This window comes from [Mycobacterium] manitobense (assembly GCF_025821665.1).
Lineage (GTDB): Bacteria > Actinomycetota > Actinomycetes > Mycobacteriales > Mycobacteriaceae > Mycobacterium > Mycobacterium arseniciresistens.
Map to the genome: position 1 here is coordinate 21,359 of NZ_JACKSJ010000221.1, position 12,449 is coordinate 33,807.

The window sequence follows — 12,449 nt, forward strand, 5'->3', positions numbered from 1 at the left end:
CCGGCACCGCGCGCGGACGGGGCGAAACGCGCCCGGCGCAGCGGCGTCAAACGCGGTACCTGCGCCGTTACCCTGTAAGTCGTGTCCGACGACGCCCCGGCCGCCGGCGCACAGCCGGAACGTGCCAGCCGGGTGGCTTCCGGCCGCAGCAGGTACTGGTGGCTGCGGTGGGTGCTGATCGGCGTCGCGGTGACGGTGCTGACCGTCGAGCTGGTGCTGGTGTGGGATCAGCTGGCGAAGGCCTGGAAGAGCCTCATCTCGGCGAACTGGTGGTGGGTGCTCGCCGCCGTCGTCGCGGCGATGGCGTCGATGCACAGCTTCGCCCAGATCCAGCGAACACTGCTGGAGTCAGCCGGGGTGACGGTGCGGCAGTGGCGGTCCGAGGCGGCGTTCTACGCCGGCAACGCGCTGTCGACCACGATGCCCGGCGGCCCCGTGCTCTCGGCCACCTTCGTGTACCGCCAGCAGCGGATGTGGGGCGCGTCGCCGGTGGTGGCGTCCTGGCAGCTGGTGATGTCGGGAGTGCTGCAGGTGGTCGGCCTGGCACTGCTCGGGCTCGGCGGGGCGTTCATGCTGGGCGCCAGCAAGAACCCGCTGTCGCTGATCTTCTCCCTCGGCGGCTTCCTCGCCATCGTGCTGCTGGCCCAGGCGGTCGCCACCCGGCCGGAGCTGATCGACGGGATCGCGGTACGCGTACTCGGCTGGGCCAACCAGGTGCGCGGCAGGCCCGTCGAAACCGGCCTCGGCACGTGGCGGGCGACGCTGAACCAGCTCGAATCCGTACAGCTGGGCCGCCGCGATCTCAGCGTCGCCTTCGGCTGGTCGCTGTTCAACTGGATCGCCGACGTGGCCTGCCTGGCGTTCGCCTGCTACGCCGCGGGGGGACATCCCGGGCTGGCCGGCGTGACCGTCGCGTACGCCGCGGCCCGCGCCGTCGGCTCGATCCCGCTGATGCCGGGTGGGCTGCTGGTGGTGGAGGCCGTGCTGGTGCCCGGCCTGGTCTCCAGCGGCATGACGCTGGCCTCGGCCATCTCGGCCATGCTGATCTATCGACTGGTGAGCTGGATCTTCATCGCCGCGATCGGCTGGGTGGTGTTCTTCTTCATGTTCCGCACCGAGAAGGACATCGACCCGGACGCGCCGCGCCAACCCCGGGAAGAGGAGCTTTCTTGACCGTCGGAATACGCTGTGCCGCTGCACTTCTGGGTGCGCTGTCGATAGTCGTCACGTCCTGCTCGACGTCGCAGGACGAACCCGCGGACACCGGCACGCCACCCCCGGCGGCGAGCCCCTCGCCGAGCGGCACGTCCGACCGGCCGGCGCAGGCCCCCGCGCAGGTGAGCCCGGTGCTCGTCGACGCCGTCGCCGACCCGATACCGGTGCCCGGCACCGACGGCAGGGACCACCTGGCGTACGAACTCGTGCTCACCAACCAGCTGCCGAGCGAGGTGACGATGGACGCGCTGGAGGTCCGGTCCGGCGACACCACGCTGCTCGAACTCGCCGGCGACCGGTTGGGTTACTGGACCCGGCCGGTGGGCACGCCCGCCCCCGCGCCGACCACCAAGCTCGGGCCGGGGCAGAGCGCGAAGGTCTGGCTCGACGTGGCCATCGACCGGAAGGCCGACGGCGCACCCGCCGACATCCCGGCCGAGCTGACCCACCGCCTGAAACTGACTCTCGCGCAACCCATGCCGCCGCTGCTGCCGGCGACGATGACCGAGGACGTCGCGCCGGTCACCGTCCAGAACCGCAAGCCGGTGGTGATCGAACCACCGCTGCGCGGGCCGAACTGGCTCGACGGCAACGGCTGCTGCGACATGACGCCGCACCGGATGGCACTCAACGGCCTGAACGGGAAACTCTGGGGCGCAGAGCGTTTCGCGATCGACTACGTCCAGCTGCAGCCGGACGGCCTGCTGTTCACCGGCGACAGGGCCAAGCTGGAGAGCTACCCCTACTTCGGCGCCGACATCCACGCGGTGGGTGACGGGCCGGTGGTCGCGGTCGTCGACGATCTCCCCGAACAGGTGGCCGGGGCCAGCCCCACCGGCCTGCCGCTCGACCAGTACGGCGGCAACCACATCGTGCAGGACCTCGGCGACGGCAACTACGCCTTCTACGCGCACCTGAAGACCGGCAGCGTCAAGGTGAAGCCCGGGGACCGGCTCACCACCGGCCAGGTGATCGCATCGCTGGGCAACACCGGCAACACCGACGCGCCGCACCTGCACTTCCACGTGATGAACACGCCCGACCCGCTGCTGTCGGACGGGCTGCCGTTCGTGTTCTCGTCCTACCGCCTCGACTCCCGCCTCGCGTCCCCGGCTGCGATCGACGGCCTCTTCGACAGCAAGCCGGCACCCAGGCAGCCCGGCTTCGCCGCCGCCGACGAGACTGACGTCATGCCGCTGTTCCTCGACGTGATGACCTATGCGGACCGGTAGTCGCCCGGCGGCCCTCGCGCTGATCGCCGACGCCGTCTGCGTGACGGTGTTCTGCACGCTCGGCCGGCGCAGTCACGAGGAGGGGCTCACCGCGGCGGGCATCGCGCACACCGCCTGGCCGTTCCTGGTCGGCACCGCCGTCGGCTGGCTGGTGGTCCGCGGGTGGCGGCGCCCGCTGTCCCTCGCCCCGACCGGCGTGATCGTGTGGGTGTGCACCGTGGCCGTGGGGATGGTGCTGCGCAAGGCCACCGGCCAGGGCACCGCGACGAGCTTCATCGTGGTGGCGTCGGTGACGACCGCCGTGCTGCTGCTCGGCTGGCGCGCGGCAGCGCTGCTGGCGTCGCGGCGCTAGTCCGCCTGCGCGGGTGCCGTCGACACCGTGAGCGTGGCGCGCAGCCCGCCCAGCGGGCTGTCGGAGAGCCGGATCGACCCGCCGTGCAGCGCGGCCTGCTGAGCCACCAGGGCCAGCCCGAGGCCGGAGCCACCCGGGGCAGCGGTGCTGCCCCGCCGGAACCGGCCGAGCACCGTTCCCTGTTCGTCGGCGGGCAGCCCGCGGCCGTCGTCGTCCACCACGATCGTCAGCTCGCCCTGTCCTGCCGAGCCCGCCCTCCGGTGCGCCGCCAGCACCACCCGCGTCGCCCCGCCGTGTGTCACGGCGTTGCGGACCAGGTTGTCCACGGCCAGCCGCAGCCCACCCGGCCAGCCCCACACCATGCCGAGCGCGTCGTCGGCTTCGACGACGATCTCCACCCCGGCGCCCGCGCGGCGGTTCTCCCGCGCCACCCGGTCGAGCAGGTCGGTCACGTCGATCAGTTCCCGGTCCTCGTCCTGGGCGAGCTGACCGGACGCCAGCTGCCCGAGCGCGGTGATGATGGCTTCCACCCGGCGCTGCGCCCGGGCCAGGTCGGCCACCACCTCGGCGCGCTCCTCCTCGGGGAGGTCGTGGATGCGCAGGGTGTCCAGGTCGGCCCGCATCGCCGTCAGCGGCGTGCGCAGTTCGTGCGCGGCGTTGGCGGCGAAGTCCTGGGCGGCCTGCAGCGAATTGGTGGTGGCCTGCTGAGCGGCGGCCAGACGCGCCAGCATCCCCGCCATCGCCTCGGAGAGCTCCTCGGCCTCCCGGACGCCGTGCACCGCGGGCATCTCGTCGCTGCCCTTGCCGAGCCGGGAGGTGTGCTCGGTCAGCTTGCGCAGCGGGCGGATGGCGGGCCCGGCCAGCAACCAGCCCAGCCCGGCGGCGATCAGGACGGTGACCACCCCGACGAGGGCGTACTCGGGGATCCGCGCGCTGCTCAGCAGGATGCTGTCGGCCCGCAGACCGATCGACACCAGCACCCCGCCCTCCTGGTCGACGGGCAGCGTGCGGACCCGGTACTCGAGCCCGTTGACCTCGACGGTCTCGGTGCCCGGCGGAAGGGACGGCAGCTGGAAGCCGCGCTGGAACACCACCTGCCCGGTCGAGCGGGATCGGCCGGTGGTGAGGACGCCGCGGCGCGGATCCTGCAGCTGTTCGGGATACATGCTGGCGTCGACGATCGAGTCGAGCCGGCGGTCCAGCTGGGCGGCGTCGTTGTTGGCCAGCACCAGCGACGTCAGGATCGTGAATGCGGCGACCACGGCCGAGGCGGCGGCCGCCGACGCGATGGCCACCCTGGTCCGCAGCGACGCCGAGCTGATGCGGCGGAAGGCCCGCGAGAACCACACCGCGCTACGGCTCGTCCCGCAACACGTATCCGATGCCGCGCACCGTGTGGATCACCCGCGGCAGGCCGTCGCGTTCCAGCTTGCGCCGCAGATACGAGATGAACACGTCGGCGACGTTGGTGTCGACGTCGAAGTCGTAACCCCAGACGAGCTCGAGCAGCCGCTGCCGGGACAGCACGACGCCGGCGTTCTCGGCCAGCACGGTCAGCAGGTCGAACTCCCGCTTGGTGAGCTCCACCCGCTCACCGTCGACGAACACCAGCCGGCGGGCGGTGTCGATGGTCAGCGGCCCCACCACCAGCGTGTCCGACGGCTGGTCGGAGTGGCTGGCCCGCCGCAGCAGGGCATGCAGCCGCGCGACGAGCTCACCGAGGTCGAACGGCTTGGTCAGGTAGTCGTCGGCGCCGGCTTCCAGTCCCGCGATGCGGTCGTTGACCGTGTCGCGCGCCGACAGCACACAGATCGGGATCTCGTTGCCCAGCGCGCGCAGCGCCGTCACCACCGCGACACCGTCGAGCTCGGGCATCTGGACGTCGAGCACCAGTGCGTCATGGGTTTCGTTGGAGAGCAGCCGCAGCGCCTCCTTGCCGGTCGCAGCGACCCGGACATCGAATCCCGACAGCCGCAGTCCGCGGGCGACGGAGGTTCGCACGTCCGGGTCGTCGTCGACCATCAGCACTGTGCGGCCCGCGCCCTCCTGCTGCGCGGGCAGCCCAGTAGCCACGCGAACGCTGGCTTAGCTGTCGGCGAGGCCGTCGCCGTTGGTGTCGCCGCAGCGATTCTTCAGGTCGACCAACGGCTGCCGGATGGAGGTCAGTTCGCCCTTCACCACCGGATTGGCGTCGAGGTACTTCTGCACCTCGGTGCGGATCTCCTCGCGCGGCCTGCCCTCGAGGCTGGTGAAGAAGTTGTTCACGTCCGGGTGGGTGAACAGGTACGCCGACGTCGAGGCGGAGACGCCTGCGGCCACACCGGCCAGATCGGCGGCGGTGCAGTTCGGCGCCGGCGGTGCCGGCTGGGCCGAGGCCGCGGGCAGCGCACCGAACAACATCGCACCGGCAACCGAGCCAGCGCCGACCGCGCCGGCTACCGCGCGCCGTGCGGTACGGGCAGAGAGCAACATGGACGAACTCCTTCATCTTGGAGTGGCCGTAACCATGGGCGGTTATCGGTAACGCAAAGCTAATCAGAATCGGCGGAGAGTTTCCTGCCTTGCGGCCATCCAATATCAAAAACGCGGAATCCGCAGGTCCACGGGCGCTGCCACGGGCTGCGCCGCGCGGTGTCTAGCGGTAGGGACCCGGCAGCGGACCGGTGCCCTGGGTGGCCTGGGTGGCCGCCGACACCGGCGACGACTGGGCCGGCGACAGCGACCCAGGCAGGCGAGGGGTCTGCGCGCCGGGCAGCGTTGCCGGCGACGTCGCCGTCTGCGACTGTGCCGCCTGCATCAGGCCCATCACCTGCGGAAGGGTGACCGGCAGCTTGCACCGTCCGGACAGGTTCGTCAGCGGCCGTTGCAGCTCCTGCATGTCCGCGGCGACCTCGGGGTTGGCGTCGAAGTAGCTCTTGAGCGCCGCCAGCGACTGCGGACCGCCCTGCGACTGCGACGCGGTGGTCAGCGCGGCGTTGGTCTGCGGGTGCGCGTCGAGGTACTCACCGGTGTCGTTGGCGACGGTGCCGATGGTCTTGGCCACCTCGCTGGCCGCGCACGGATCGGGTGCCGCGACGGCCGACGGCCCGGTCAGCGCGGCACCTGCCGCTGCGGTGGCGACGAAGGCGGCGAGCAGGCCGCGGCGCAGCCCGGTGGCGGTGGACTTCATGGACGCTCCTTACGATTCGCGGACACTCTCGGGCGTCAGACGACGCTTTCGAGGGCCCGGCAAACCTTGCGATCGGACGGCGTGGTGTCCCCGACCCGACGTACAACCCGGGCACATCTTGCCATCAAGAACCGCGCGGTGCCGAATCCTGACAGCAGACTCGCAGGTGACGGCCACAACCCGGCGGGCAGGCGCTGTAACGAACGGCGGGCCACCGGGCGATTCCAAGAGCGGGCGAGCGTACCTGATGACGGGGTACGCTCACGCTGAAACACAGGGGCAACGCCGGGCACGACATGGGGAGTCCGCCATCCAGCAGTTCATGATGCGCCTCAGCGGCACGCTGCGCAGATTTCGCTGGGCCGTGTTCGCGGTATGGCTGCTGCTCCTGGTGCCTGCGGTCTACCTCGCCCTGAACCACTCGTCGAATCTGACCGGTGGCGGCTTCGAGGTCGAGGGCTCGCAGTCGCTGCACGTGCAGTACGAACTCGAGGACCAGTTCCCGGATCAGGGCGCGTCGCCGCTGGCCCTGGTCGCCTCTCCGCGCGCCGACGCCTCCTACGGCGACATGAACGCCGCGGTGGCCCACCTCGAGCAGATCGCCGCGCAGGTGCCCAGCGTCAAGATCATGCCCAACCCGCAGCAGCCCGCGCCCCAGCCGGACCGCCCCTACGTCCTCACGCTGCAGCTCGGCTTCGACAACAGCGGCGCCACCGACATCGCCAAGCAGCTGCGCAAGAAGGTCGGCATCGACGGCGAGGAGCCCGGCGAGGTCGAGGGCGGCCGGGTCAAGCTGTACGTCATCGGCCAGGGCGCCCTGGGCGCCGCGGCGTCGGAGGCCATCAAGACCGACATCGGCCAGGCCGAGAAGTGGAACCTGCCGATCGTGTTGATCGTGCTGCTGGCGGTGTTCGGCTCGCTGGCGGCCGCGGCGGTCCCGCTCGTCTTCGGCCTGTGCACCGTGGTGGTCACGATGGGCGTGGTCTATGCGCTGTCGACGGTGACCACCATGTCGGTGTTCGTCGCCTCCACGGTGTCGATGTTCGGCATCGCGCTGGCCATCGACTACTCCCTGTTCATCCTCATGCGCTTCCGCGAGGAACTGCGCGCCGGCCGAGACCCGCAGCAGGCGGCCGACGCGGCGATGGCGACTTCCGGGCTGGCCGTGGTGCTGTCCGGGCTGACGGTCATCGCCTCGGTCACCGGCATCTATCTCATCGACACCCCGGTGCTGGTCTCGATGGCCACCGGCGCGATCCTCGCGGTGGCCGTGGCGGTGCTGGCCTCGACCACGCTGACACCCGCCGTGCTGGCGACGTTCGGGCGGTCGGCGGCCAAGCGATCGTCCTACCTGCATTGGTCCCGACGGCCCGACGTCGCCCAGTCCCGGTTCTGGACCCGCTGGACCGGCTGGGTCATGCGGCGGCCGTGGATCGCCGCGCTGGGAGCCACCGCGCTGCTGCTGGTGCTCGCGGCGCCGGCCTTCTCGATGCAACTCGGCAACAGCATGCAGCGGCAGTTCGAACCCACCCACGAGATCCGGGGCGGCGTCAACGCGGCGGCCGAGGCGCTCGGAGCCGGCGCCCTGGGCCCGGTGCGCGTGCTGGTCGGCTTCCCCGGCGGCGACGCCGCGGGCACGAACAACGCCAACATCATCGACACCGTGCGCCAGGAGATGGCCAAGGCGCCGAACATCATGTCGGTCTCCCCGCCGGTGTTCTCCGCCGACAACAGGAGCGCGCTGCTCTCGGCTGTGCTATCGGTGGACCCGGAGGACAACGGCGCCCGCCAGACCGTGGACTGGATGCGCGAGAAGCTGCCTCCGGTGGCGGGTGAGGGCGTCAACATCGACGTCGGCGGGCCGACCGCGCTGATCAAGGACTTCGACGACCAGGTGTCGGCGAAACAGCCGCTGGTGTTCGCCTTCGTCTCCCTGATCGCGTTCCTGATGTTGCTGATCTCGATCCGGTCGGTGGTGCTCGCCCTCAAGGGCGTGCTGATGACCGTGCTCTCGGTGGCCGCCGCGTACGGCAGCCTCGTCGTGGTGTTCCAGTGGGGCTGGTTCGAGGCCCTGGGATTCGAGAGGATCCCGTCGCTGGACAGCACCATTCCGCCATTGGTGCTGGCGATGACGTTCGGCCTGTCGATGGACTACGAGATCTTCCTGCTCACCCGCATCCGGGAGCGGTTCCTGCAGACCGGCAACACCCGCGACGCCGTCGCCTACGGCGTCAGCACCAGCGCCCGCACCATCACCAGCGCGGCGCTGATCATGATCGCGGTGTTCATCGGCTTCGCCTTCGCCGGCATGCCGCTCGTCGCGCAGCTCGGGGTGGCGTGCGCGGTGGCGATCGCCGTCGACGCGACCGTGGTGCGGCTGGTGCTGGTGCCGGCCTTGATGGCGATGTTCGACCAGTGGAACTGGTGGCTGCCGAGCTGGCTCGATCGGCTGCTGCCGTCGGTCGACTTCGAGAAGCCGCTGCCCAAGGTCGAGATCGACGACCTGGTCATCATCCCCGACGACATCTCGGCGCTCGGCCCGAGCGGCGCGGACCTACGGATGATGGTCCGGTCTGCCGCACGCCTGAAAAACCTTGCGCCACAGACGATCACCGTGGCCGATCCATTGGCGTTCAGTGGTTGCCAGCCGATCAAGCAGGCGATGCGCCGGGTCCGCGGCGCGGACACCTCGAGGATCCGGACGGCCGCCAGGGTGGGCGGCGGCCGCAACGGGCGCAACGGCTCCGACGGTAACGGCAGGACGGTGCGCACCACGCTGCCCGTGCATCCGGTGACGATGTGGCGGGGCCGGCTGTCGGTGGCGCTCGACGCCCTGGAGACCGAGGCCGACACCGACCGGCCGCCGGTCGAGCGGCGCAGCCCGGTGGAGACCACCAACGTCCAGCTGCCGACCGGCGACCGGTTGCAGATCCCGACCGGTGCCGAGACGTTGCGCCTGGCGAGCTACCTGATCATGTGCCGGAACAGCAGCCATGACTACGCAGAGTTTGCCGATCTGGTCGAGTCCATGGAAACTCAAACCGCCGCTGTGGTGCTGGCCGGGATGGACCGGTACTACTGTGGGCAGCACGCGAGAAAGCAGTGGGTGGCCACCCAGCTGGTGCGCCGCCTGGCCGACCCGCAGCCGTCCGACGAGCACGATTCGGTGATGTCGGACCCGGATGCGGAGGCCGACTGGGCCACGGTCAGGCAGCGCTGCCTGTCGGTGGCCGTGGCCATGCTGGAGGAGGCGAGGTGACGGTGACACCGGACGTGCGGGAATTCCGCCGCGATCCCGGTCCTCCGCGTGGCCGCCCGACGCCGCCCCGGCGGGCCCCGGTCGACGAGCGCCCTGTCGAGTTCTGGTCCACCGCAGCGATCCGCGCCGCGCTGGAAACCGACGACCTGACCGTCTGGCAGCGCATCGTCACCGCGATCAAGCGCGATCCCTACGGCCGCACGGCCCGTCAGGTCGAAGAGGTGCTGGACAAGGCGCGGCCCTACGGCGTGTCCAAGGCGCTGGCCGAGGTGCTGGTGCGCACCCGTGAGCAGCTCGAGGCCGACGAACGCACCGAGGTGGCGCGGCATGTCCGGCTGCTGCTGAAGCGCTCCGGCCTGTCCCCTCAGGAGTTCGCGTCGCGAATCGGTGTGCACGCCACGGACTTCGGCGCCTTCCTCGAAGGCCGCACCAGCCCGTCGGCGTCGCTGATGATCCGCATGCGCCGGTTGTCGGACCGGTTCGCGAAGATGGCTCGCCCGCAGCAGCAGGGCAGCCCGGACTGAAGCCCGGCGGCGCTCCCGCGTCCTTCGTGCTCGTGCCGGGCGGGGGCGGCAGCGCGTGGGACTGGCACCGGGTGGCGCCGCTCCTCGAGTCGGTCGGCATGCACGCCGTCGCGGTCGAGCTGCCCACCCACGACGACACCGCCGACCTGTTCATCTACGCCGACGTCGTGCGCGCGGCGGCACGCGACATCCCGCGACCGCTGGTCCTCGTCGGGCACTCGATGGGCGCCTACACCGTTCCCATCGCGGCGGCCGGTCTCGAGCCCGCGCTGCTGGTGCTGGTCAACCCGATGGTGCCCGCGGCCGGTGAGACGGCAAGGCAGTGGTGGGAGGCCACCGGACAGCCCGCCGCGATGGCCGCACTCTTCGAACGGCTCGGGTTCGGCGGCAGGGCATTCGATCCCGACGAGGACTTCTTCCACGACGTGCCCGAGGCGGTGCGGGCCGAGGCGGCGAACGCGCCGGAGCCCGCGCAGTCCGACACGCCGTTCGATCAGCCCTGGCCACTCGACCGCTGGCCGGACGTACCGACCGCCGTGCTGGCCGGCCGCGACGACCGGCTGTTCCCGCTGGAATTCCAGCGACGGCTGGCCCGGGAACGGCTGGGGCTCGACATCGAGGAGCTGCCGGGCGGGCACATGGTGGCGTTGAGCAGACCGGAGGAGTTGGCCGGCCGGTTGTTGGGAATGCTGAGGCCATGACGAGCTCCGGCGAATGGACCGAACCCGAAGCCGACGATCTGCGGCGCATCCTGGCCGAGACCCGCACCGTGGCGATCGTCGGCGCCTCCGCGAACCCGATGCGCCCCAGCTACGGCGTGTGGGAGTCGCTGCGAGCGTCGAGCCACTACGAGCTGTACCTGGTCAACCCGACGATCACCGACGTCGACGGCGTGCCCGCCTACCCGTCGCTGGCCGATCTTCCGGTGGTGCCCGACATGGTCGACGTGTTCCGCCGCAGTGAGGAACTGCCCGCGGTGCTGCGTGACGTGCTCGCCCTCGACCCGCGGCCGAAGACGCTGTGGCTGCAGCAGGGGTTGTGGGACGAGCAGGTGGCCCGCGACGGCGCGGCGGCCGGATTGCAGGTCGTGATGGACCGCTGCCTCAAGGTCGACTACGCCCGCTACCGCTAGCGGCTTCGGCCTGGCCGGTACGCGCCGCCGTCGATGTCCTGGACCAGGGTGGGTCCGGTGGGCGTCCAGCCCAGGAGTTGTTGCGTTGCAGCACTACTCGCGGCCATGTCGGCACTGAAGAACCCACCGATCCAGCCGAAGTGCTCGTCGACGCGATCGGCTGGGATGGCTGCGACGGGCAGATCGAATGCGCGGCCGATCGCCTCGGCGATCACCCGGGTGGGGATCCCTTCCTCGGCGACGGCGTGCAGCCGGGCGCCGGCGGGCGCCTTGTCGAGGCCGAGCACGACCATCCGCGCGGCGTCGGCGACGTGCACTGCGGCCCAGCGGTTGAGTCCGTCGCCGGGGTAGCCGGACACGCCTCGATCGCGGGCGATCTGGCACAGGGTGGCGATGAAGCCATGGTCGCCGGTGCCGTGTGTGGTGGGCGCGAAGCGCAGCGCCACCGATCGGACTCCGCGGTCGGCGAAGTCGAGCAGCAGGTTCTCGCTGCCGCCCCGCGCCGACTCGGGGCCGTGGAACGGCGAGGCGTCGCCCTCCGTCGCCACCCGGCCATCGGTCAGACCGGCCAGTCCCGACGCGAGCAGGAACGGCTTGCCGGTGTCGACGAGCGCTTCTCCGATGGTCTGCGTGGTGGCTCGTGCGGCGGCGTTGGTGCCCGCCATGTCCGCCCAGTCGTGCTTGTTGGCGAGGTGGATGACGGCGTCGGCGTCCCGGGCCCCGGATCGGATGGCGTCCAGATCGTCGAGGTCGCCGCGGCGAACCTCGACGCCCTTGGCCTCGAGCGCAGCTGCGGACGCGTCGGAGCGGGCCAGCCCGTTGACGGCGTGGCCGTTGAGCAACAGTTCGTCGACGACGGCGCTGCCGATCCAACCGGAAGCTCCGGTGATGAAGACGTGCACGGTGAATCTCCTCAGGTGATGTCAGTTGCTGACATCTCCGACGCTACACGTGAGGTCAGTTACTGTCATCACTTAGACTGCTCCCCATGGTCAGGTGGGTGCCGGGAACTCGGGAGCGGCTTCAGGACGCCGCGCTCGACCTGTTCGCCGCCCGTGGCTACGAGCAGACGACGGCCACCGACATCGCCCAGGCCGTCGGCCTCACCGAGCGCACGTTCTTCCGCCACTTCAGCGACAAGCGCGAGGTGCTCTTCCACGGCCAGCAGGCGTTGACCGACGCCTTCCTGGCCGGGCTGGACGACGCACCCCCCGATGCGTCGCCGATCGACTTGGCGGTCAGCGCACTGCGGTCGTCATCGAGTTTCTTCGACGACGAGCGCCGGCCGCACTCCCGCAAGCGCCAGTCCGTCATCGACGACAACCCCGCCCTTCGAGAGCGCGAGGCGCTCAAGCTCGTCGGGCTCGGCCGCGCCCTGGGCGACGCGCTGCGAAACCGCGGCGTCGACGACATGGCGGCGGACGTGGCGGCCCAGATCGCCGTCATGGCGTTCGGCATCGCGTTCGCGCACTGGATCGCCGAGGGCGAGCGGCGGTCGTTCGAGGCCATCGCCATGGACGTCGTCCGCGAAGTGAGCGCCGTGGCAGGCGAACTCGACCGCTAGCG

Annotated in this window: 13 protein-coding genes; 8 read left to right on the forward strand and 5 right to left on the reverse strand. The window is 70.8% G+C overall.

Annotation, left to right across the window (positions count from 1 at the left end; all coding sequences use genetic code 11):
• The first annotated feature begins 81 nt into the window (after window positions 1-81).
• From H7I41_RS24045 to H7I41_RS24055, 3 genes are read left to right on the forward strand one after another with little or no spacing between them, the layout of a single operon-like run.
• Window positions 82-1,173, forward strand: a complete 1,092-nt coding sequence (locus H7I41_RS24045; protein ID WP_372503796.1) for a lysylphosphatidylglycerol synthase transmembrane domain-containing protein — start codon at window positions 82-84, stop codon at window positions 1,171-1,173.
• A complete protein-coding gene (locus H7I41_RS24050) occupies window positions 1,170-2,447 on the forward strand; it encodes a M23 family metallopeptidase (RefSeq protein ID WP_264015133.1) in 1,278 nt (425 codons plus the stop codon). The genes H7I41_RS24045 and H7I41_RS24050 overlap by 4 nt, the downstream gene beginning before the upstream one ends.
• Window positions 2,434-2,799 carry a DUF3054 domain-containing protein gene (locus tag H7I41_RS24055; RefSeq protein ID WP_264015134.1) on the forward strand — a complete coding sequence of 122 codons (366 nt, stop codon included), beginning with the start codon at window positions 2,434-2,436 and terminating at the stop codon, window positions 2,797-2,799. The genes H7I41_RS24050 and H7I41_RS24055 overlap by 14 nt, the downstream gene beginning before the upstream one ends.
• On the opposite strand, the gene H7I41_RS24060 is transcribed toward H7I41_RS24055, so the two are convergent.
• The 4 genes from H7I41_RS24060 to H7I41_RS24075 form a co-directional block, all read right to left on the reverse strand.
• Window positions 2,796-4,148 (reverse strand): sensor histidine kinase, encoded by a 1,353-nt coding sequence (locus H7I41_RS24060; protein WP_264015135.1) that lies wholly within the window; start codon window positions 4,146-4,148, stop codon window positions 2,796-2,798. The two genes, H7I41_RS24055 and H7I41_RS24060, sit on opposite strands and share 4 nt — an antisense overlap.
• Before the next feature lie 4 nt (window positions 4,149-4,152).
• Window positions 4,153-4,821, reverse strand: a complete 669-nt coding sequence (locus H7I41_RS24065) for a response regulator transcription factor (protein ID WP_264015171.1) — start codon at window positions 4,819-4,821, stop codon at window positions 4,153-4,155.
• Window positions 4,822-4,884: 63 nt separating this feature from the next.
• Complete coding sequence (locus tag H7I41_RS24070) at window positions 4,885-5,271, reverse strand: heme-binding protein (protein WP_264015136.1); 387 nt, start codon at window positions 5,269-5,271, stop codon at window positions 4,885-4,887.
• Between the two features lie 163 nt (window positions 5,272-5,434).
• Entirely contained in the window at window positions 5,435-5,968 is a 534-nt protein-coding gene (locus tag H7I41_RS24075; protein ID WP_264015137.1) for a hemophore, read from the reverse strand.
• A gap of 322 nt (window positions 5,969-6,290) precedes the next feature.
• Between H7I41_RS24075 and H7I41_RS24080 the strand changes: the two genes are divergently transcribed.
• The 4 genes from H7I41_RS24080 to H7I41_RS24095 are packed head-to-tail and all read left to right on the forward strand — an operon-like array spanning window position 6,291 to window position 10,883.
• Window positions 6,291-9,227 (forward strand): MMPL family transporter, encoded by a 2,937-nt coding sequence (locus H7I41_RS24080; protein WP_264015138.1) that lies wholly within the window; start codon window positions 6,291-6,293, stop codon window positions 9,225-9,227.
• Complete coding sequence (locus tag H7I41_RS24085) at window positions 9,224-9,751, forward strand: helix-turn-helix domain-containing protein (RefSeq protein ID WP_372503797.1); 528 nt, start codon at window positions 9,224-9,226, stop codon at window positions 9,749-9,751. The genes H7I41_RS24080 and H7I41_RS24085 overlap by 4 nt, the downstream gene beginning before the upstream one ends.
• Before the next feature lie 26 nt (window positions 9,752-9,777).
• Window positions 9,778-10,452 carry an alpha/beta fold hydrolase gene (locus H7I41_RS24090; RefSeq protein WP_264015139.1) on the forward strand — a complete coding sequence of 225 codons (675 nt, stop codon included), beginning with the start codon at window positions 9,778-9,780 and terminating at the stop codon, window positions 10,450-10,452.
• Window positions 10,449-10,883, forward strand: a complete 435-nt coding sequence (locus tag H7I41_RS24095) for a CoA-binding protein (protein ID WP_264015140.1) — start codon at window positions 10,449-10,451, stop codon at window positions 10,881-10,883. The genes H7I41_RS24090 and H7I41_RS24095 overlap by 4 nt, the downstream gene beginning before the upstream one ends.
• Here H7I41_RS24095 and H7I41_RS24100 read toward each other — a convergent pair.
• Entirely contained in the window at window positions 10,880-11,785 is a 906-nt protein-coding gene (locus H7I41_RS24100) for an SDR family oxidoreductase (protein WP_264015141.1), read from the reverse strand. The genes H7I41_RS24095 and H7I41_RS24100 overlap by 4 nt on opposite strands.
• Before the next feature lie 86 nt (window positions 11,786-11,871).
• Between H7I41_RS24100 and H7I41_RS24105 the strand changes: the two genes are divergently transcribed.
• On the forward strand, window positions 11,872-12,447 hold the full coding sequence (locus tag H7I41_RS24105; RefSeq protein WP_264015142.1) for a TetR/AcrR family transcriptional regulator: 576 nt from the start codon (window positions 11,872-11,874) through the stop codon (window positions 12,445-12,447).
• The last annotated feature ends 2 nt before the right edge of the window (window positions 12,448-12,449 follow it).